Annotated in this window: 14 protein-coding genes and 1 pseudogene; 6 read left to right on the top strand and 9 right to left on the bottom strand. The window is 61.7% G+C overall.

Annotated features, from left to right (window positions below):
- The first annotated feature begins 2 nt into the window (after positions 1-2).
- On the top strand, positions 3-3542 hold the full coding sequence (gene uca / locus RCCGE510_RS31630) for an urea carboxylase (protein WP_007637261.1): 3540 nt from the start codon (positions 3-5) through the stop codon (positions 3540-3542).
- Between the two features lies 1 nt (position 3543).
- On the top strand, positions 3544-5343 hold the full coding sequence (gene atzF / locus RCCGE510_RS31625) for an allophanate hydrolase (protein ID WP_007637259.1): 1800 nt from the start codon (positions 3544-3546) through the stop codon (positions 5341-5343).
- A 97-nt stretch (positions 5344-5440) separates the two neighbouring features.
- On the opposite strand, the gene RCCGE510_RS31620 is transcribed toward atzF, so the two are convergent.
- The 3 genes and pseudogenes from RCCGE510_RS31620 to RCCGE510_RS31610 all read right to left on the bottom strand — a co-directional run bounded on the left by RCCGE510_RS31620 (position 5441) and on the right by RCCGE510_RS31610 (position 7984).
- Entirely contained in the window at positions 5441-5851 is a 411-nt protein-coding gene (locus RCCGE510_RS31620; protein ID WP_007637257.1) for a VOC family protein, read from the bottom strand.
- Positions 5852-5864: 13 nt separating this feature from the next.
- Positions 5865-6962, bottom strand: a complete 1098-nt coding sequence (locus tag RCCGE510_RS31615) for a Gfo/Idh/MocA family oxidoreductase (protein WP_007637256.1) — start codon at positions 6960-6962, stop codon at positions 5865-5867.
- Between the two features lie 10 nt (positions 6963-6972).
- Positions 6973-7984: pseudogene (locus tag RCCGE510_RS31610) on the bottom strand (Gfo/Idh/MocA family oxidoreductase).
- 367 nt (positions 7985-8351) lie between these two features.
- Between RCCGE510_RS31610 and RCCGE510_RS31605 the strand changes: the two are divergent.
- Positions 8352-9512 carry a fumarylacetoacetate hydrolase family protein gene (locus RCCGE510_RS31605; RefSeq protein WP_007637255.1) on the top strand — a complete coding sequence of 387 codons (1161 nt, stop codon included), beginning with the start codon at positions 8352-8354 and terminating at the stop codon, positions 9510-9512.
- A 1-nt stretch (position 9513) separates the two neighbouring features.
- On the opposite strand, the gene scpA is transcribed toward RCCGE510_RS31605, so the two are convergent.
- Positions 9514-11652, bottom strand: coding sequence for a methylmalonyl-CoA mutase (gene scpA, locus RCCGE510_RS31600; protein WP_007637253.1), 2139 nt, complete (start codon positions 11650-11652; stop codon positions 9514-9516).
- Positions 11653-11748: 96 nt separating this feature from the next.
- Between scpA and RCCGE510_RS31595 the strand changes: the two genes are divergently transcribed.
- Positions 11749-13107 (top strand): LLM class flavin-dependent oxidoreductase, encoded by a 1359-nt coding sequence (locus tag RCCGE510_RS31595; protein WP_007637251.1) that lies wholly within the window; start codon positions 11749-11751, stop codon positions 13105-13107.
- Position 13108: 1 nt separating this feature from the next.
- Here the strand turns inward: RCCGE510_RS31595 and RCCGE510_RS31590 are convergent, their stop codons facing one another.
- From RCCGE510_RS31590 to RCCGE510_RS31570, 5 genes are all read right to left on the bottom strand, one after another.
- A complete protein-coding gene (locus RCCGE510_RS31590; RefSeq protein WP_007637249.1) occupies positions 13109-13762 on the bottom strand; it encodes a methionine ABC transporter permease in 654 nt (217 codons plus the stop codon).
- Entirely contained in the window at positions 13743-14828 is a 1086-nt protein-coding gene (locus RCCGE510_RS31585; RefSeq protein WP_007637247.1) for a methionine ABC transporter ATP-binding protein, read from the bottom strand. The genes RCCGE510_RS31590 and RCCGE510_RS31585 overlap by 20 nt, the downstream gene beginning before the upstream one ends.
- An 87-nt stretch (positions 14829-14915) precedes the next feature.
- Complete coding sequence (locus tag RCCGE510_RS31580) at positions 14916-15755, bottom strand: MetQ/NlpA family lipoprotein (protein WP_007637246.1); 840 nt, start codon at positions 15753-15755, stop codon at positions 14916-14918.
- Positions 15756-15997: 242 nt separating this feature from the next.
- Complete coding sequence (gene msuE, locus RCCGE510_RS31575; RefSeq protein WP_007637245.1) at positions 15998-16558, bottom strand: FMN reductase; 561 nt, start codon at positions 16556-16558, stop codon at positions 15998-16000.
- A 214-nt stretch (positions 16559-16772) separates the two neighbouring features.
- Positions 16773-17975, bottom strand: coding sequence for an MFS transporter (locus tag RCCGE510_RS31570; RefSeq protein ID WP_007637244.1), 1203 nt, complete (start codon positions 17973-17975; stop codon positions 16773-16775).
- A gap of 355 nt (positions 17976-18330) precedes the next feature.
- Between RCCGE510_RS31570 and RCCGE510_RS31565 the strand changes: the two genes are divergently transcribed.
- Both RCCGE510_RS31565 and RCCGE510_RS31560 read left to right on the top strand, forming a co-directional pair.
- Positions 18331-18789: a helix-turn-helix transcriptional regulator gene (locus tag RCCGE510_RS31565; protein ID WP_007637243.1), complete on the top strand. Its 459-nt coding sequence runs from the start codon at positions 18331-18333 to the stop codon at positions 18787-18789.
- Positions 18790-18803: 14 nt separating this feature from the next.
- The gene (locus RCCGE510_RS31560; RefSeq protein ID WP_007637242.1) at positions 18804-20765 is read left to right on the top strand and encodes an SARP family transcriptional regulator; all 1962 of its coding nucleotides are present in this window, start codon (positions 18804-18806) and stop codon (positions 20763-20765) included.
- The last annotated feature ends 46 nt before the right edge of the window (positions 20766-20811 follow it).

The following is a 20811-nucleotide window of genomic DNA, read 5'->3' as shown; positions in this document are numbered from 1 at the left end:
CGATGTTCACCAAGGTCCTTATCGCCAATCGTGGCGAAATCGCCGTCCGGGTCATCCGGACATTGAAGAAGATGGGCATCGCTTCGGTTGCCGTCTATTCCGATGCCGATCGGTTCTCGAAGCCGGCGCTGACTGCCGACGAGGCGGTACACCTCGGCCCGGCGCCTGCTGCAGAAAGCTATCTGAACGTCGACGCCGTCATCGCCGCCTGCAAGGCGACCGGTGCTGAAGCCGTTCACCCGGGCTACGGCTTCCTCTCGGAGAATATCGGCTTTGCCGAACGGCTCGCCGCCGAAGGCATCGCCTTCATCGGCCCACGGCCGCAACATCTGTCGGCCTTCGGCCTGAAGCACACGGCGCGCCAACTGGCGAAAGCGAGCGGCGTGCCGCTGCTGCCCGGCAGCGATCTCCTACAGAGCGTCGAGGAGGCGCTTTCGGCCGCCGAGACCGTCGGTTACCCCGTCATGCTGAAAAGCACGGCCGGCGGTGGCGGCATCGGCATGCAGCTCTGCGCTGATGCGGCAGGCCTCGCGGCCTCCTTCGAAAGCGTGCAGCGGACCGCACGCGCTAGCTTCGGCGATGCGCGCGTCTATATCGAGCGCTTCGTTGCGCGAGCGCGCCATGTCGAGGTGCAGATCTTCGGCGACGGCAAGGGCAGAGTGATCGCACTCGGCGAACGCGACTGCTCGCTGCAGCGGCGAAACCAGAAAGTGGTCGAGGAAACGCCCGCCCCTGGGCTTTCGGCCGAAACAAGAGCGCGGCTGCACAAGGCGGCGGTCGATTTGGGAAGCTCGGTCTCCTATGAATCGGCCGGCACCGTCGAATTCATCTATGATCCCCAGCGCGAGGAATTCTATTTCCTCGAGGTGAATACCCGTCTGCAGGTCGAGCATCCTGTTACGGAAGCCGTCTTCGGCATTGATCTCGTCGAATGGATGATCCGGCAGGCGGCAGGCGAGGACGTGCTCTCGGGCGCCGGGAAACTGAAGCCGAGCGGCGCGGCAATCGAGATGCGGATCTATGCCGAAATGCCGCATGCCGATTTCCGCCCGAGCGCAGGCCTGCTGACCGAAGTCATTTTCCCCGACAATGCCCGCGTCGACGGCTGGATCGAGACGGGAACCGAGGTGACGCCCTTCTATGACCCGATGCTTGCCAAGCTGATCGTGGCAGCGGAAAACCGGCCGGCGGCGATCGAGAAACTGAAGGCAGCACTTGCTGCGACATCGATATCAGGCATCGAGACCAATCTCGATTATCTCAGGGCCATTGCTGCTTCCGAACTGCTTGCCGGTGCCAAAGTTGCGACGACGGCGCTGCGCGATTTTGCCTTCGTTCCTGATGTCGTCGAAGTACTGGCGCCGGGCGCGCAATCGAGCATTCAGGAGCTGCCGGGCCGGCTTGGCCTGTGGCATGTCGGCGTACCGCCGAGCGGTCCGATGGATGAGCGTTCCTTCCGCCATGCCAATCGGCTGGTCGGCAATGCCGATGTGACGGCTGCGCTCGAACTGACGGTTTCCGGCCCGACGCTGCGATTTTATACCGGCCAGACGATCGCACTGGCCGGTGCCCGCATGCCGATGACATGCGATGGGATAAGGCTGCCGCATGACGAGCCGGTAACGATCCGGGCCGGACAGGTTCTGTCGATCGGCACGATCGAAGGACCGGGGCAACGCGCCTATCTCGCCGTCGCCGGCGGTTTTGAAGCACCGATCGTGCTCGGCTCGCGGGCGACGTTCGGCCTCGGCCAGTTCGGCGGCAACGCCACCGGCACGCTGAGGACGGGTCATGTGCTGCATTTTGCCCGACAGGCACCGGCCGAACCGGCAACGCCTGCGACGGAGCCTGCCGCCTTGACCCGCGAATGGGATGTCGGCGTCGTCTATGGCCCGCACGGTGCGCCCGACTTCTTCGAGGATAGCGATATCGAGACACTATTCTCAACGGCTTACGAGGTGCATTTCAACAGCGCCCGCACCGGTGTGCGCCTTATCGGCCCGGCGCCGGTTTGGGCGCGCCGCGATGGCGGCGAGGCGGGGCTGCACCCCTCCAACCTGCATGACAATGCCTATGCGATCGGGGCCATCGATTTCACCGGCGATATGCCGATCATTCTCGGCCCTGACGGTCCGAGCCTTGGCGGCTTCGTCTGCCCGGCGGTGATCGCCCGCAACGAGCAATGGAAGATGGGTCAGTTCAAGCCCGGCGACCGCGTCCGTTTTCACGCGGTGGCGCGCCCGCAAGACCCGATCGCCGGCCCGGCAGTGCGGCGGGCTTTTGAAGAGACGGGTTCGCCGATCGTCGGTACCAGCGAGAATGGCCCGGTTTCCGTTGTCTACCGCCGTCAGGGAGACGACAATCTGCTTGTCGAATATGGGCCGATGACGCTTGATATCGCGCTTCGGCTGCGGGTGCATCTGCTGATGCAGGCGGTCGTCGAGGCGCGTCTTCCCGGCGTCGTTGATCTGACCCCCGGCATCCGTTCGCTGCAGATCCATTACGACGGCACGCAGCTCACACGAAAACGGCTACTCGGGTTGCTTTTCGAGATCGAAGCGACGCTGCCTGCGGCACAGGATGTCAAGGTGCCGAGCCGCATCGTGCATCTGCCGCTCTCCTGGAACGATCCGGATGCGGAGCTTGCGATGCGGAAGTATCAGGAGCTCGTGCGCCCGAACGCGCCGTGGTGCCCGTCGAATATCGAGTTCATCCGCCGCATCAACGGTCTTCCCGATGAGCAGGCGGTGCGCGACATCGTCTTCGACGCAAGTTACCTCGTGCTCGGTCTCGGTGATGTCTACCTCGGGGCGCCGGTTGCAACACCGACCGATCCGCGCCATCGCCTGGTGACGACGAAATACAATCCTGCCCGGACTTGGACGCCGGAGAACGCCGTCGGCATCGGCGGCGCCTATATGTGCATCTACGGCATGGAAGGGCCGGGCGGCTACCAGCTCTTCGGCCGGACCATCCAGGTGTGGAACACATGGCGAGAGACCCCGGTCTTTGCCAAGGGCAAACCCTGGCTGCTCAACTTCTTCGACCAGATCCGTTTCTTCCCGGTGAGCAACGGGGAATTGACGGAAGCGCGCGCCGCCTTCCCGCACGGGGGCTATCCCATCCAGATCGAGGAGACGGAATTCTCCTATGCCGCCTACGAGAAGGAATTGCAGGCCAACGCGGCGTCGATCGGCCGCTTCAAGGCAACGCAGCAAGCCGCCTTCGAGGCCGAACGCCAGCGCTGGAAGGATGCCGGGCTTGACAGCTTCGTCACCGACGAAGGCACGGGCGAAAGTCCGGACGGGGATATTCCCGACGGCTGCTTCGGTGTTGCCAGCGCCGTGCCCGGCAATATCTGGAAATTGCTGGTCGAGCCGGGTGCCTCGGTTGCGGCCGGCGATACACTTGCCATCATCGAATCGATGAAAATGGAAATCAACGTCACCGCCCATGCGGCAGGCCGCGTCCGCGACCTGCGCGCCGGACCGGGAAGAAACGTCAAAGCCGGCGATATCATCGTCGTTCTGGAGGAATGCTGACATGCTGCCGACCATCCTCGATCTCTCAAGCCTCCGCGCCGCCTATCAATCCGGCCTGACGCCGCTCGACGCTATCCAAGAGGTGATTGCGCGGCGTGCCGCCTCTAGAGATGCGGCGATCTTCATCACGCCGGTGCCGGATGAAGAGCTGCGCGCCGCCGCCAAGGCCTTAATGGCACGCGCGCCGGAGGCAAACAGCCTGCCGCTCTGGGGCGTGCCCTTCGCCGTGAAAGACAATATCGATGCTGCCGGCCTGCCGACGACCGCCGCTTGCCCGGCCTATGCGTATCGGCCGGAGGTGGACTCCACCGTCGTTGCACGGCTGAAAGCAGCCGGTGCCATCATTATCGGCAAGACCAATCTCGACCAGTTCGCGACCGGCCTCAACGGCACGCGCTCTCCTTATGGCGCGCCGCGTTCGGTTTTCGATGCGGCTTATATCTCCGGCGGCTCGAGTTCCGGATCATCAGTCACGGTAGCATCCGGGCTCGCCGCCTTCGCGCTCGGTACGGATACGGCGGGCTCCGGCCGCGTGCCGGCCGCCTTCAACAACCTAGTCGGCATCAAGCCGACACCCGGTCTCCTGCCGAACACCGGCGTCATACCGGCGTGCAAAAGCGTCGACTGCATCACGATCTTTGCCGCAACCGTCGGCGATGGCGTGGCCATCCGCAAAGTCGCCGAAGGCTTCGATGCTGCCGATCCCTTCTCGCGCCACGCCAAGTCGATGACCCTGCCGGTATCGGGGCTGCGCATCGGCGTTCTGGCGGGCGCCGAGCGGGAATTCTTCGGTGACAAGGAAGTAGAGGCGCTCTACGACCAGGCAATCGAGCGGGCAAAGGCACTCGGCGCGACCATCGTGCCGTTCGACTACACACCATTCCGCGAGGCGGCAGCCCTCCTCTATGACGGGCCATGGGTTGCCGAGCGTCTGGCGGCGGTCGAGGATTTCCTTGCCACGAATGCGGACGATTTTGATCCGACGGTGCGGGGGATTATCGAGGGCGCCAAGGGCAAGACCGCGGTGGAGGCTTTCAACGGCCGCTATCGGCTGGAGGAGTTGCGCCGCAAGACCGAAACCGAATGGGAAAAGGCCGACGTGCTTCTGCTGCCGACTGCACCGACCACCTATACGGTCGCCGACATGCTGGCCAATCCCGTCGTGCTCAACGGCCGCCTCGGCCGCTATACCAATTTCGTCAACCTGCTCGATTGCGCGGCGATCGCCGTTCCGGCCGGTTTCGGAAAAGGCGGCTTACCAGGCGGTGTGACGGTGATTGCACCTGCATTTACCGATGACGCGCTGGCGCCGCTTGCCGATGCGCTGCACCGTGCAGCAGGTTCCGGCATGGGCATCGACCGGCAGGCCGGGATCCCCGAAGCAAGCCACGTCTCTCTCGGCGATGAAGGTTTCATCGAAATCGCGGTCGTTGGCGCACATCTGACCGGTATGCCGCTCAATCACGAACTGGCGGGCGGGCGTCTGGTCAAGACCTGCCGCACATCAGGCGATTATCGCCTCTTCGTTCTGCCCAATACCACGCCGCCGAAACCGGGGCTGCTGCGCGACCCCGGCCATAAGGGGCAGGGGCTGGAGGTCGAGGTCTGGGCACTGCCGGCCGATGCTTTCGGCAGGTTCGTCCAGAAAATTCCGGCACCCCTCGGCATCGGTAAGCTGCTGCTCGAAGACGGCTCCAGCGTCTCCGGCTTCGTCTGCGAGGCGCATGCGGTGAAAGGTGCCGAGGAAATCACCGCGCTTGGCGGCTGGCGCAACTATATCAGCGCCAAGCTGGCGAGCTGAGGAGAACCTTGCATGGCAGCAAAGCTCATCCGGCGCCTGATCGATCTGCTGCGGGACGGTCTGACCGCCCGCAGCGAAGCGATCGGCGCCGCCTGTGTCAGCCCTGGCGTCTCTGAGAGCGTTCGGCAAGCTCGACGATGATGCCGTCGGGATCGCGAACGAAGGCGATCTTGTTCAGCATCTCGGAGTGGACGGCGAAGCGCGGCCGCTCCTTGATCTCGACACCCGCCTGTTCAAGGCGGGCGAAAGTCTCGTCGACATTGTCGAAATGGAAAGTGAGGTGCCGGACGCCGGCCGTATCTTCAGGCACGTCGATCGCCCTCGACGCGCCGCCGGGTGGCGCAAAGACCTCCAGCATGCCGCCGCCTGCGTCGAGGAATGCCACCTGCATACCGTTCGCCATCGTCTTGCGCAGTACGAGGCTGAGGCCGAGCAGGCCGCAGTAGAAATCGATAGCGCGGTCCATATCGCTGACCGTCATGCCGACATGCTCGAAGGATTTCAGCATCGGAGAGCCCTGTTCAGACGGTGGCCGCAGCACGCCATTCCCCTGCCGGAAGCCAGGAGCGATAGAGCGGATGATCGGCGGCGATCGGCATCGGCGTCGGTTGTCCGGTTCGCTGCGAGAAGTAGGCAGCCGTTACCAGTTCCAGCGAATTGCGGGCATCCTGTAATGTCACCGGTGGGTCAGTATCCTCGACGATCGCCTTGTGGAAGAGCTCGAACTGACGGGTATAGCCATCCTCGCCAGGCACATAGGCGGCGAGCACTTCGTCGATCCGCGCCTGATGTTCCTCTGTCCCGGCGACGAACGTCCACGGATCACGGCCCATCGTATAGGGCTCGATGATGCTTTCGGCGACGAGGTCGTTGAAGCAGAAGCGCAGCCGCGAGATCTCCTTGCGCGAGCCGAGTGTCATCGACAGCGTCGCCAGCGAGCCGTTCTGCATCTTCACCGAAAGGGCTGCTGTATCCTCGACCTCGATCGGATTGACCAGCGTTGCGCCATAGGAAAACACTTCGGCGCAGGGGCCATGCACATAATTCAGCATGTCATGGGCGTGGATTGCATGGCCGAGAAGGCCGCCGCCGAGTTCGCTCGCCCATTTGCCGCGCCACGGCACCGCGTAATAATCCGGTCCACGCCACCAATGCGTTTCGATCGTTGTCAGGAACGGCTTGCCGGCGAGGCCACTTTCGATCAGCAGCTTCAGCTTCTGCAGGCCGGAGCCGTAGCGATACTGGAAGATCGGCATCAGCTTCCTGCCGGGGTAACGATCGAGGATGCGCCCCATCTCGTCGACCTCGGCGATCGAGCCGAAGAGCGGCTTCTCGCAGATCACGTGCTTGCCGGATTCGATGCCCTTGCGGCAGAGTTCGAAATGCGAGCTCGGCGGAGTCGAAATGTCGATGATGTCGAGATCGTCACGGGCAAACAGCGAATCCGCGTCCTGCGTATACTCGCCGATGCCGTACTCCTCGCACAGCGCCCTGCCGCGCTCCTCGTCGAGCGAGCAGAGCACGGGAACCTCGAAAAGCTCCTTGTTCCAGCCGAAGCCGGCCAGATGCCGCGCAGCGATGCCTGCGCCGATGACACCGACGCGCAATTTCCTGGTCATGATATCCTCCTCAGCGAGCGCCGATCCGCGCGGCTTTCGTCTGGGCTTCAAGCGAAAGGCGGCAGACTTCGAAAACGTGATCCTGGGTCATCGCCGTCTGCGTTCGGTTGCCGACATCGGCGGTGAAAGCATCGAAGTAATCGAGCTTTTCATCGCTGCAATCGATGTGGGTCATTTCCTTGCCGTTGACCAGGAAAAGGTGATCCTTGCCCGGCCGGCCGGCAATATCGATATATTTGCGCAGTTCGATATAACCTTCGGTGCCGAGGATGGTGAGGCGGCCGTCACCCCAGGTCGGCAAAGCCTCCGGCGTGAACCAGTCGACGCGAACATAACCCGCCGCCCTGTCGGAGCGCAGCAGCACCTCGACCGAAATCCTCGAAGGCCGGTTTGTCGGGCATGCCGAAATTGCCGATCGAGCTGGCGATGACCTCGCCGGTGCTCGAGCCGGTATAGAACAGGAACTGATCGACCTGATGCGAGGCGATATCGACGATGATGCCGCCGAAGGCTTCGGGATCGAAGAACCAGGTCGGCCGGGTCGGCAGCTGCAGCCGGTGCGGGCCGACGCCGAGCGTCTGGATCACCTTGCCGATCGCGCCTTCGGCGACAAGCTTGCCGGCCTTGACGGCGGAGCGCACGCAATGACGCTCGGAAAAGCAGATCGAGAAGATCTTACCGGTCTCGGCGACGGTCCGCCTGACCTCTTCCAATTGGGCGAAGGTCGTCACGCCGGGCTTGTCGGTCATCACATCCTTGCCCGACCTCATCGCCCGGATGGCAAGCCCGGCTCGGTCCCGCGGGATCGCGGCAATGCAGATGACGTCGATCGACGGATCGTCGAACAGCTTTTCCCGGCCGATCTGCGGCGCATCGGGATAGGTTTTCTCGAAGGCCTCGCGCAATGCCGGCACCGAAGTCTGCGGGCAATAGCCGACGAACTCGCCACCTGCGGCAAGCAATCCCTTCACGTGATCGAACGTATGCCCATGGTCGATTCCGACGACGGCAAATCTCAACATCGCTGCAATATCCTCCTCGGATGTTCATCCGGCCCGCAAGGGCCAGCCTCCTCCATGTCTAAGCAAAACAGATAACGAAAGGCGGCGCCTGTCAAGGCGAGATAAGGGGTGGAAACGTTCGGATCGAATATTAAGTGTATGAAACAAAACGACGAATTTGTATCTAAATAGTTATTTTCGGGCTTTTGCGGTGGGAATTCCGCGCCAAACAAGCCGCTTGCGCAGATCGGGCAAAACTCTTTTTCCCCGGCGCATCTTGCCCCGTCGGCGTGAATGTGATCGATTTTGGCCGCCGCCGGGTCGGAGGGCGGCACCACCCCGCAAAATCCAAAAGAGCGCTCCCCGCTCGCTGTGACGGAAGATCACCATGTCTCATCCCCTTTTCGATGCTGCCGCTTCGGCCGGTCTTTTTGTCGGCCGCATCTGGAATCCCGAGGTTGGCGGGCCGAGTGTCGTGGTGCTTCGGGAGGGCGCGCTGGTCGACATCACGTCGCGCGAAGCGCCGACACTTAGCGCCCTGCTCGAGAGACAGGATGCCGCCGGCTTTGTTCGCGCTGCAAGCGGCAAGGCGATCGGCTCCCTGGAGGAGATCGCCGCCAACAGCTCCGGAGCACCGGATGAAGCGCATCCCTATCTGCTTGCGCCTGTTGACCTGCAGGCAGTCAAGGCCTGCGGCGTCACCTTCGCCCAGTCGATGATCGAGCGCGTCATCGAAGAAAAGGCTGCCGGCAATCCGGAACGCGCCGCCTCGATTCGTGAGCGCGTCAGCACGCTGATCGGCGGCAGCCTCACCAACCTGAAGGCCGGTTCGCAGGAAGCCGCCAAGGTCAAGCAGGCCCTGATCGACGAGGGCATGTGGTCGCAATATCTCGAGGTCGGCATCGGCCCCGATGCCGAAGTCTTTACCAAGGCGCCGGTGCTCTCCTCCGTCGGCTGGGGGGCGGATGTCGGCCTGCATCCGATCTCGACCTGGAACAATCCGGAGCCGGAGATCGTGCTCGCGGTCAACAGCCGCGGCGAAATCAAGGGGGCGACGCTCGGCAATGACGTCAACCTGCGCGATGTCGAGGGGCGCTCGGCACTGCTGCTCGGCAAGGCCAAAGACAACAACGCCTCCTGCTCGATCGGTCCTTTCATCCGCCTGTTCGATGCCGGTTATAGCCTCGATGATGTGCGCAAGGCCGAACTCGACCTGAAGGTGTCAGGCAAGGACGGTTTTGTGCTGCACGGCAAGAGTTCGATGTCGAAGATCAGTCGCGACCCGACCGATCTCGTCAGACAGACGGTTGGCGCCCATCATCAATATCCCGACGGGTTCATGCTCTTTCTCGGCACGCTGTTTGCGCCGACCCAGGATCGCGACGCGCCGAAGCAGGGTTTCACCCACAAGATCGGCGATGTCGTCGAAATTTCCTCGGCAGGGCTCGGTGCCCTCGTCAACACCGTGCGGCTCTCCACCGAATGCCCACCCTGGACCTTCGGCATTTCGGCGCTGATGGGCAATCTCGCAAAGCGCGGATTGCTGTAACCTACTGATTCCGCCGCCTGCCCTGCAGCAGGTCGAGAACGGAGTTTGCCGCCTCGAGAACGTTGGTACCCGGACCGAAGACGGCCGCAACACCGTGTTCGTGCAGGAATGCATAGTCCTGCCGGGGGATGACGCCGCCGCAGACGACGATGATCTCGCCACCGCCCTTTTCCTTCAGTCTGTCGATCAACTGCGGCAGCAATGTCCTGTGACCAGCCGCCAACGACGAGACGCCGACGACGTTGACCTTTTCCCTGAGTGCGACGCCTGCGGCTTCGTCAGGCGTCTGGAACAGCGGACCGGCGAGCACGTCGAAACCGATGTCGCCGAAAGCTGAGGCGATCACCTTGGCGCCCCGGTCGTGCCCGTCCTGGCCGAGTTTGGCGACCATGATCTTCGGCCGGTGCCCCATCGTCTCCGTCACCTCCGCCATGCGGGTCTTCAGCACGGCGAGTTCTGGCTCGTCGCTATAGGCTTCGCCATAGACGCCGCTGATGACCTCCGGCGTGGCGGCGTGATCGCCGAAGGCCTCGCGCATGGCGTCGGATATCTCACCGACCGTAGCGCGGGCTCGCGCCGCTTCGATCGCGGCTTCGAGCAGGTTGCCGCGGCCGCTGCGTGCGGTGTTCGCCAGCACCGCCAGCGTCTCGTGCACGGCGTTGCTGTCGCGGCGACGCTTCGTTTCCTCGAGGCGTTTGATCTGCGCGGTGCGTACCGCGCTGTTGTCGATCTCCAGAATGTCGATCGGCTGTTCGTTGTCGAGCCTGTAACGGTTGACGCCGACGATGACCTCCTCGCCCTTGTCGACGGCCGCCTGGCGCCGCGCCGCGGCTTCTTCGATCAGCCGTTTCGGCACGCCGTCGTTGACGGCCTTGGTCATGCCGCCCAACGCTTCCACTTCCTCGATCAGCGCCCAAGCCTTGTCGGCAAGCTCCTTTGTCAGGCTCTCGACGTAATAGGAGCCAGCTAAGGGATCGACCACCTTGGTGACGCCGGTTTCATGCTGCAGGATCAGTTGCGTGTTGCGGGCAATGCGGGCGGAAAACTCCGTCGGCAGCGCGATCGCTTCGTCGAACGAGTTGGTGTGCAGCGACTGCGTACCGCCGAGCACGGCCGACATCGCCTCGAAGGCGGTGCGAATGATGTTGTTATAGGGGTCCTGTTCCTGCAGCGAGACGCCGGAGGTCTGGCAATGGGTGCGCAGCATCAGCGAGGACGCCTTCTTCGGCTGGAACTCCTCCATGATCCGGGTCCAGAGCAGCCGGGCGGCACGAAGCTTGGCCGCCTCCATGAAGAAGTTCATGCCGATCGCAAAGAAGAAGGACAGCCTGCCGGCGAAATCGTCGACATTCAGACCCTTGGCGATTGCCGCCCTGACATATTCGCGGCCGTCGGCCAGCGTGAAGGCGAGTTCCTGGACGAGCGTCGCTCCGGCCTCCTGCATGTGATAGCCGGAGATCGAGATCGAATTGAATTTCGGCATCTCCCTTGCCGTATATTCGATGATGTCGGCAACGATCCGCATCGAAGGTTCGGGCGGGTAGATATAGGTGTTGCGGACCATGAACTCCTTGAGGATGTCGTTCTGGATGGTGCCCGACAGATCGGCCTTCGAAACGCCCTGCTCCTCACCGGCGACGATGAAGGCGGCGAGGATCGGGATGACGGCGCCATTCATCGTCATCGACACCGACATATCGGCAAGCGGGATACCATCGAACAGGATCTTCATGTCCTCGACGCTGTCGATCGCCACACCCGCCTTGCCGACATCGCCTTCTACGCGCGGATGGTCGCTGTCATAACCGCGGTGGGTGGCGAGATCGAAGGCGACCGACAGGCCCTTCTGGCCGGCGGCCAGGTTGCGGCGGTAGAAGGCGTTCGACGCTTCCGCCGTCGAGAAGCCGGCATATTGGCGGATCGTCCACGGCCGGCCCGCATACATCGTCGCGCGCGGGCCGCGGGTGAACGGCGAAAAACCGGGAAGCGAGCCGAGGTGCTCGGCGCCCTCTAGATCCTCGGCTGTATAGAGCGGTTTGACGGCGATACCCTCCGGCGTCTGCCAGGTCAGGGTTTCTGGCGAGGCGCGCAGATCCTTTTGCGCAAGCTCCGTCCAATCCGACAGCGTCTTCTTCGTCATCCGTTTCCTCCGCTTTCTCATCGGGACCCTACCATTCCACAGGATCGCCGTGCGATACAAATCCTTGATTTTTATTTCCGGCTGAGGACTCGTCTCATGAAGACAATGCAGATCTATGCTTTCGATATGAATTGCGTCGGGCATATCAATCACGGCCTGTGGGCGCATCCGCGCGACAGGTCGGTGGGCTATACCGATCTCGATTACTGGACGGAGTTCGCCAAGACCGCCGAACGCGGCAAGCTTGATGGTATCTTCCTTGCCGATATCGTCGGCGTCTATGACGTCTACAAGGGCAGCCCGGCGCCGGTGATCGAGACGGCGGCGCAGGTCCCGGTCAACGACCCGTTGATGCCGATTTCGGCGATGGCCTATGTCACCAAACATCTGGGTTTCGGCGTCACCGTCAACACCACCTTTGAGCCGCCCTTCCTTCTGGCGCGGCGCATGTCGACGCTCGACCACCTGACCAAGGGGCGGATCGGCTGGAACATCGTCACCGGTTATCTCGACAGCGCCGCTCGCAGCATGGGTTTCGACAAGCTGCCGGAACATGACGCACGTTACGACGCCGCCGAGGAATATCTCGAGATCGTCTACAAGCTCTGGGAGGGCAGTTGGGATGACGATGCGGTTCTGCGCCACAAGGCGAGCGGCATCTATGCCGATCCGTCGAAGGTGCGCACTGTCAGTCACGACGGCAAATATTACCGGATGCAGGGCATCCATCTCTGCGAGCCGTCTCCGCAGCGCACGCCACTGCTTTTCCAGGCCGGGGCTTCGGCTCGCGGGCAGGATTTCGCCGCACGGCACGCCGAATGTGTCTTCATCGCCAGTTCGAATCCGAGAGCGGCCAGGTCGACCGCTGATGCGTTGCGGGCAAAAGCAGAGGCAATCGGCCGCGGCGCCGATGCACTGAAAATCCTGAACCTGGTCAGCGTCGTCGTCGGGCGAACGGAGAAGGAAGCACGCGACAAGCTTGAGGATTATCGCCGTCATGCGAGCGTCGAGGCTTCGCTTGCGCATTACTCCGCCTCCATCGGCATCGACTTGTCGAAATATGGATTGGATGAGGTCATCAGTCAGAGTTCGACGAACGCCAATCAATCGGCACTTGCTTCAATCACCAAACAGGCGGCGAAGCCGGTGACACCGCGTGACATCATCGACCAGATGGTTCCCGGCAGCGGGATGAAGCCGATGGTGGGCTCGCCGGAACAGATCGCCGATCATCTGCAGACATGGATCGCGGAAGGCGGCATCGACGGCTTCAATCTGGCGCGGACCGTGGCGCCGGAAAGCCTGCGCGATTTAGTAGACCTGGTGGTGCCGGTGCTGCAGGAGCGCGGCGTCTTCAAGGCGGACTATGCTGAAGGGCCGCTGCGGCAGAAGCTCTTCGGCGGCGGAAATGGCAGGTTGCCCGCCGCTCATCCCGCCGCTGGGTACAGGCGCTGATCTATCTATGATCCAGCTTGGCGACCAGCCGGTCACCAAGCCACTGGATGCCGCAGACGAGGACGATGAGGACCACCACCACCGCGATCATCACATTGGTTTCGAAGCGCTGATAGCCATAGCGGATGGCGAGATCGCCAAGGCCGCCGGCCCCGATCGCGCCGGCCATCGCCGAAGCGCCGATCAGCGTCACCAGGGTGACGGTGAAACCGGCAACGATGCCAGGCAGCGCTTCGGGCACCAGCACCTCTCGAATGATCGTCCAGCGATCGCCGCCCATGGCGCGCACGGCATCGATCAGTCCACGGTCGACCTCGCGCAGCGACACTTCGGCGATGCGGGCGTAATAGGGCGTCGCGGCGATGGCGAGCGGGACGATGGCTGCCCATGTGCCGAGTGCGGTGCCGACGATCAACCGCGTCAGCGGGATCAGCGCCACCAGCAGGATGATGAAGGGCACCGAGCGGAAGCCGTTGATGATGCCGCCGAGCACGCGATTGATCCAGAGGTTTTCGGCGATGCCGCCGCGTGCCGTTGCGACCAGCGCAAGGCCGAGCGGCAGGCCGGCGACGAGGGATATCACGCCTGAGGCGACAGTCATCAGGATCGTCTCCCAGAGGGAGCGAACAAGCAGTTCAAGCATGATCGGTGTCATAACCAAGCACCTCCACCCGGGCGGAACGCGCCGTCAGGAATTGTTCGACTTTTCCGGCAAGCGCGGGATCGCGCGTCGGAATGGCGATGAAGAACCGCGCCACCGGCTGGTTCTGAATATGATCGATGCCGCCATGGACGAGGCGGAAGGAATGCGGCAGCGCCGCCGAGAGGTCGGCAAACAGCGCACCCTGCGCTTCAGGTCCGGCAAGATCGACGCTGAGGATCGCCTCGCTGCCCGTCGTTGCCGACAACCGGCCGGCGATGTGATCAGGAAGCTGCGGGCGGATGCCGCCGAGCAGGCTTGCGGTGATATCAGCGTTGGGGTTGGCAAAGACCGACCAGACCTGCCCTTCCTCGACGATCCGCCCAGCATCGATGACGGCGACGCGATCGGCGATGCCGCGCACCACTTCCATCTCATGGGTGATCAGCAGAATGGTCAGTCCGAGCTTACGGTTGATGCTTTTGAGGAGCGTCAGGATCGACCGGGTCGTTTCCGGGTCGAGCGCCGATGTCGCCTCGTCGGACAAGAGCAGCGCTGGTCGTGCCGCAAGCGCCCGGGCAATGCCGACGCGTTGTTTCTGACCGCCCGACAGCGATGAGGGGTAGGATTTCGCCTTGTCGGCAAGGCCGACGAGGTCAAGCAACTCATGCGCCCGCTTCAAGCGTTCAGCTTTTGCAACCCCTTCGATCTTCAGTGGCAGGGCAACGTTTTCTTCGACTGTTTTGGCCGAAAGCAGGTTGAAATGCTGGAAGATCATGCCGATGCGGCGGCGCAGCGGCTGCAGTTCCTGTTCTGCAAGTCCGGTGATGTCACGGCCTTCGATCAGGATCTCGCCGCTATCGGCGCGCTCCAGGCCGTTCAGGCAGCGGATCAGGGTCGATTTGCCGGCACCGCTACGGCCGATGATACCGAGGATCTCGCCTTTTCTGACCGTCAGTGAAATACCGTCGAGTGCGGCGGTGGCTCCGAACCGCCGCTTGACGTCGGTCAGCCGCACCACTTCTTCGGCCGCCGCTTGCGGCTGTGCTTCGATCACTGTGGTGGAGACGAAGGAATTCATATGCTTTTCCTTGCAAACACGGAAGGCGGCCCGGGCAAGAAACCCCGGGCCGCCTCTCAGTAGGCCTTAACCCGGCCTGATTTCGGATCAATAGGCGCTGAGACCCGTGCCCTTGTAGACCTTGTCGAACTCGGCCTTGACGGTCTCGTTCTGATAGGAAGAGACAAGCGTCTTGACCCACTCGGCGTCCTTATTGTCGTCTTTGACGGCAATGAAGTTGCGGTAGGGATTGTCGGCGATCGGTTCCTGGGCAATGCGCTCGGCCGGCGAAAGACCGCTCTTCAGCGCCCAGTCGGTGTTGACGATACCGGCATCCAGATCGTCGATCGAACGGCCGACGATGCCGGCGTCGAGTTCCTTGATCTCGATCTTCTTCGGATTGTCTGTGACGTCGGCAACCGTTGCAAGAATGCCGGTGCCGTCTTTCAGTTTGATCAGGCCTTGGGCCTGGAGAACACGTAGCGCGCGGCCTTCGTTCGAGGGATCGTTTGGCACGCCGATGACGGCGCCTTCGGGAATGTCGGCGACGGACTTGTACTTCTTGGTGTACAGGCCGATCGGCCAGACCCCGGTATAGCCGACGCGAGCGATATGGTAGCCGTGCTGCTTGATCTGGTTGTCAAGATAGGGCTGGTGCTGGAAGGCATTGGCGTCGAGTTCGCCGCGCTCCAGCGCTTCATTCGGCTGCGTATAGTCGTTGAAGGTGATGGTCTCGATCTTGAGGCCATTCTTGGCCGCCTCGCTGGTGACGACGCGCCAGACGTCTTCATCTTCGCCGGCCATGATGCCGACCTTGATCGACTTGTCCTCAGCAAAAGAAGGAGCGGGTGCTGCAAAGGCAAAGAGTGCGGCAGCCGAAACGGCGACGGCGGCAAGAGCCGCCCGGCGCGAAAGGTGGAGGCCGTGAAGATTTTTGTTCTTGGTCATTTTATATCCCGTCTGACTGGATGAGGCCAAGCGCCCCAAGCTGGCCGATCATGGCAAATGCGCGTATCGGGCGCGAAGCACGAATGTCTGATGTGGAGGAAGGGTCGGAAAAACTCTTGCCCTGCCATCGATATCGGCAGGATAAATTTCCATCAAATTTGTGGACTATGACGAGATGAGCATGGTGCCCGAAACGAAAACGGCGCCTCAGGGGGCGCCGTTTCAGCCTGTTCCGACACTCTTCATTCGGCAGCGATAAGAGCGTGACGCCGGTTGGGAAAGAAAGCCGTAAGCTCACCGATAACCTCGGTGATGCGGTTGGAAAGTTGTTCGGATGAGACACGGTAATCGGTGAAGTCGCGGTCCGACGCGTAGACGGCCGTCGGCAGCGTGTGCGACATGAAGAAGCCGAACAGCGGGCGCAGTTGATGCTCGACCATCAGCGCATGGCGGTCGCCGCCGCCGGTCGCGGTGATGATGATTGGTTTGGCGCGCAGCTCATGCGGGTCGATCAGGTCGATCAGATGCTTGAAGAGGCCGGGATAGCTGCCCTTGTAGGTCGGCGCTCCGATCACCAGCACGTCGGCATTGACGATGTCGTCGATGACTTCCTTTGCGCGATTGTCGAGATCGTCACGGCGCAGCGCCTGGCCAAGCGAAGGGCCGACATCGGTGAGGTCATAGAGAGTGTTGTCGAAGCCGTATTTCTCACTGGCGAGGCCAGCGACGTTTTCGACAAGCGCGAAGGTCTTCGAGGGGCGATTGAAGCTACCCGCAAGGCCGACCAATTTGTAAGCAGACATGCCGTTTCCTTCCATATCATGCCGAGACCAGCGTCATCATTGGATGAATATTATCTATAAAAATAGTGGATTAAAGGAATGGTGATCCCTCCTGCCGGTGGGAAGAGAAAAATACGTTCATCCCGTGATTGATCGTCGCGTATGAAATCCCCTGATGCTTAGAGCCCAAACATCGTGATCTTCCGGGCTTGATACTATCCGAGGCGATATCGCCTCAGGCTGGTTTCTGTTTGGGAATGCGCGGCAGGAAGACCGTCAGCAGGCCGAGCAGCGGCAGGTAGGAGCAGATGCGGTAGACGAAATCGATGCCGTGAGTATCGGCGAAACTGCCGAGCAGCGCTGCACCAAGCCCCCCTGCCCCGAATGCAAAGCCGAAGAAGACGCCGGCAATCAGGCCGACGCGTCCGGGCACCAGTTCCTGGGCGAAGACCACGATCGCCGAGAATGCCGAAGCGAAGATCAGGCCGATGACGACGCTGAGGACGCCCGTCCAGAAAAGGTTCGCATAGGGCAGGAGAAGCGCAAAAGGAATGACGCCGAGGATCGAAAACCAGATGACGAAACGGGCGCCGAAGCGATCGCCGATCGGCCCGCCGAGGAACGTACCGACGGCGACAGAGCCGAGGAACAGAAAGAGCATCAGCTGCGCCTGCTGTATGCTCAGCGCAAACTTGTCGATGACATAGAAGGTGAAATAGCTCGACACGCTCGCCATGTAGACATTCTTCGTCGCCGTCAGCAGGACGAGAATCAGTAACGCCCAGACGACCCTGTTCTGCGGCAGCGGCAGGGTCCTACTTGCCGCCGGCTTGCTGGCGTTCTGGCGCCTGTGGCTCATGTACCAGTTGCCGACCCAGCTCAGCACGACCATGCCGACCATGGCGATGGCGGCGAACCAGGAGACGCTGTGCTGGCCAAGTGGCAGCACGATGAATGCGGCGAGCAGCGGACCGATCGCCTGGCCGGCATTACCACCGACCTGGAAGAACGACTGCGCAAAACCGTGGCGACCGCCGGAGGCAAGACGGGCGACACGCGAGGATTCGGGATGGAAGACGGCCGAGCCGAAGCCGATCAGGCTGGCAGCGACGAGCAGCAATGCGAAGCTGCCGGCATTGCCAAGCAGGATGAGGCCGCAGAAGGTGCTCGCCATGCCGACCGGCAGGGAATAGGGCATCGGCCAGCGGTCGGTGACGATGCCGACGAGTGGCTGCAGCAGTGAAGCGGTGACCTGGAAAGTCATGGTGAGGAGGCCGATCTGAACAAAATCGAGATTGTAGTTCGCCTTGAACAGCGGGTAGAGCGAGGCCAGCAGCGACTGCATGATGTCATTCAGCATGTGGCAGAAGCTGACCGCCACCAGGATGGACATCGTTGTTTTTTCGAAACGGGGTGCGGTCTCGGCAACGGTTGCCATGGACGTTTCTCCTGAACGGCCCGGTGGTTGCCGTGCCGCGTCGCTGTTGTTCGATGGATTTCGGGCGATCGGGGCCGGGAGAGATGATCAAGCGACGGTCGCTGAAGTGCATTTAGCGCAAGCCCGGCGGCGATCACAGCCCAGTTTCATCAGGATCGGTACGGCTTTTGTTCGATTTGTCCTTTTGTCGCCTAAGTCTACGTCGCCCTTACCTCTGACTGGAGGGGGCTTCATACCATAATCGGTCGCGACCACCGCATATATAGTATGCGATATAAAAACAACCATGGAAAACTGGTGCGGGGGATACTACAGCTGCGCTGATGAAAAATGCGATCGAGGCTGAAAACACACGATGAATGTCAAAACACCGAATGCAATAGACGGCTATGTCGGAGCGCGCATAAGAATGCGCCGGCAGTTGCTCGGAATGAGCCAGGAACGGCTTGCCGAGCAAATCGGCGTGACTTTCCAGCAGGTTCAGAAATACGAGAAGGGCATCAACCGTATCGGCGCGAGCCGTCTGCAGCGAATCGCCGAGGTGCTCCACACGTCGCCGAGCTTCTTCTTTGAACAGGAAAATTCCGAACCGTTGACGTTGCAAGGGCTGGATCTGCCCACAAACACCGATCCGGTCGTCGAATTCCTCAGAACGAAAGAGGGATTGGTGCTCAATCGCGCTTTTCTGAAAATTGCCGATCGGAATATCCGTGATTCGATCATTGCACTGGTGAAGGCAATGGCGCAGACGGAAAGCCGCGGTGTAACATTGGGCGTCTCCGCAGCGGATATCACCCTTCCGCTTGGAGAATAGTCAGGCATATTCGCATGAAGCTCAGGCTCGAGTCGTTTGGTGAGTTGCGGTTAATCGATCCGGCCGGGAAACCAGCGGCTTTTCCGGAAAAGGGCCTGTTGGCGATTTGTTATTTGCTGGACCGTGATCTGCGCGAAGGGGCTGAGAGCGAATATCCGCGCTCGGCGTTGGCACGGTTCTTGTGGGACAGCCATGACAATTCTGACATCATGGCCAATCTGCGCAAGACCATATCGCGTGTCCAGGCGCGTCAGACCCAGCTCGGCACCGAACTTCTGATCTTCACGGCGACCGGTGTGCAGGTCAGGCCGGACGCATTTGCTGGTGATTTCTCCGAACTCGTCCAGCCCGATGGCAACGACGCCCTTGGCAAGCTGCGGCGACTGGTTACCATCCTTCGCCAGGATTTCCTGGCGGGTCTCACCGACCAAAGCATCGGTACGCGGCAATGGATCGCAGCCCAGCGCGACAGGCACATGGCAGTCCTGGTGGATGCGCTGAAGACGGCGCTGCCCGCGGCCCGGTCGAGGGAGGATGTGAGCCTGATCAAGGAAGCGGCGCTCAGGATTTTCCGCGAGGCGCCGGATGACGAGAACATTCGTCGTATCCTTCTCGAGGCCTACGAGTCGGAAGGACAATTGGAGAAAGCGCGCCGGCTTTTCGAGACCAGCAAACATCAGCTGGAAAGCAAATTCGATATCGGCCTTGACGTTCAGGCGCTGGCAGAGGTCCGTAAGATCTTTGCCGGCGGTCAATTCGCGCAGAGCGTTGCGGTGCCGCTCGACGGCAGCGTTCGAGTTCCTGGTCCCTTGCCCCTTGGCCCCCTGCCCCGTCTGGTGCTGCTGCCGCCGGGCGGGACCGATGCGGGCGGTGCCTTGCCGATGCTCTCGGAAGCGCTGATCGAGGACGTCACCATCGGCCTCTGCGCGCTGAACACGGTTTCGGTGGTGGCGCCCCACACGGCCGCTCGGATTGCACGCAATGCCGACAGAACTGAGCTGATCCTGCGTCATTCGATTTCTTATGTACTCGACACGAGGCTGACCGATCGTTCGGGCAACCCTGCGCTCTTTGTCCAGCTGATCCATCCCGGCAGCGATGAAGTCATCTGGGCCGAGCGTTTCAGCCTTGAGAAGTACGAATTGATAAGTCACCGGCGCGACATCGCCCGGCGGATCGCTAGAGAGCTTGCCGGCCAGGTCCGCCGACATGAAACCATGCGCGATTCCTTCGAGGGCAACTCGGCTGCCTATCACAGCTACCTTCTCGGTCTGCGGGATATCAAGCGGCTTGCCCTCCCCGACGTGCGCCGCTCCCGAAAGGCTTTCCGCGAGGCGCTTCAGCACAGCGCACATTTCGCCCCTGCGCTCAGCGGATTGTCGCGCACGTTTCTTGTCGAATGGCTGCTGACGGCACGCGGCGACAGGGAGTTGCTCGGACTTGCGGAGGATTATGCGAACCGGGCGATCGTCGCCGATCCTTCGCTTGCGGCCGGCTTTCGTGAACTCGGCGTTGCCAAACTTTATCTCGGAGATCTTGACGAAAGCGTGCTGGCGTTAAAGCTCGCGGAAGAGCTGAGCCCGCATTACGCCGACGGCATCGCAAGTTATGCCGATACGCTCGTCCACGCGTCGCGGCCTGCCGATGCGCTGGCCAAGATCAAGCGGGCCATCTCCCTCAATCCGCTGTGCCCGACCGACTATCTATGGACTGCGGCCGGCGCGAATTTCGCCCTCGGCCGTTATGCCGAGGCGCTCGAGCAAATCTCGGCAATGGACGACCGCACACCGGCCGACCGGCTTTCGGCTGCCTGCTGGGCGATGCTCGGCGATATGAAAAACGCGCATCTCTATATGCGCAAGGTGCGCGAGATCTATCCGGATTTCGATGTCGACAAATGGCTTTCCGTCGTTCCTTTCAAGGAGCAATGGCAGAAGGAACAGTATCGCGAGGCCCTACGCAGGGCCGGTTTCTGAGGCTGACGCCGGAAAGTGGTGCCGAAAAAAATCCTGTCACGCCCGT

Source organism: Rhizobium sp. CCGE 510, from assembly GCF_000292525.1.
Classification (GTDB): Bacteria; Pseudomonadota; Alphaproteobacteria; order Rhizobiales; family Rhizobiaceae; genus Rhizobium.
This window is presented reverse-complemented; position numbering and strand designations above follow the sequence as displayed.

Coding starts and splice junctions, on each gene's coding strand:
- uca (WP_007637261.1), top strand. CDS start 3: ATGTTCACCAAGGTCCTTATCGCCAATCGTGGCGAAATCGCCGTCCGG.
- atzF (WP_007637259.1), top strand. CDS start 3,544: ATGCTGCCGACCATCCTCGATCTCTCAAGCCTCCGCGCCGCCTATCAA.
- RCCGE510_RS31620 (WP_007637257.1), bottom strand. CDS start 5,851: ATGCTGAAATCCTTCGAGCATGTCGGCATGACGGTCAGCGATATGGAC.
- RCCGE510_RS31615 (WP_007637256.1), bottom strand. CDS start 6,962: ATGACCAGGAAATTGCGCGTCGGTGTCATCGGCGCAGGCATCGCTGCG.
- RCCGE510_RS31605 (WP_007637255.1), top strand. CDS start 8,352: ATGTCTCATCCCCTTTTCGATGCTGCCGCTTCGGCCGGTCTTTTTGTC.
- scpA (WP_007637253.1), bottom strand. CDS start 11,652: ATGACGAAGAAGACGCTGTCGGATTGGACGGAGCTTGCGCAAAAGGAT.
- RCCGE510_RS31595 (WP_007637251.1), top strand. CDS start 11,749: ATGAAGACAATGCAGATCTATGCTTTCGATATGAATTGCGTCGGGCAT.
- RCCGE510_RS31590 (WP_007637249.1), bottom strand. CDS start 13,762: ATGACACCGATCATGCTTGAACTGCTTGTTCGCTCCCTCTGGGAGACG.
- RCCGE510_RS31585 (WP_007637247.1), bottom strand. CDS start 14,828: ATGAATTCCTTCGTCTCCACCACAGTGATCGAAGCACAGCCGCAAGCG.
- RCCGE510_RS31580 (WP_007637246.1), bottom strand. CDS start 15,755: ATGACCAAGAACAAAAATCTTCACGGCCTCCACCTTTCGCGCCGGGCG.
- msuE (WP_007637245.1), bottom strand. CDS start 16,558: ATGTCTGCTTACAAATTGGTCGGCCTTGCGGGTAGCTTCAATCGCCCC.
- RCCGE510_RS31570 (WP_007637244.1), bottom strand. CDS start 17,975: ATGGCAACCGTTGCCGAGACCGCACCCCGTTTCGAAAAAACAACGATG.
- RCCGE510_RS31565 (WP_007637243.1), top strand. CDS start 18,331: ATGAATGTCAAAACACCGAATGCAATAGACGGCTATGTCGGAGCGCGC.
- RCCGE510_RS31560 (WP_007637242.1), top strand. CDS start 18,804: ATGAAGCTCAGGCTCGAGTCGTTTGGTGAGTTGCGGTTAATCGATCCG.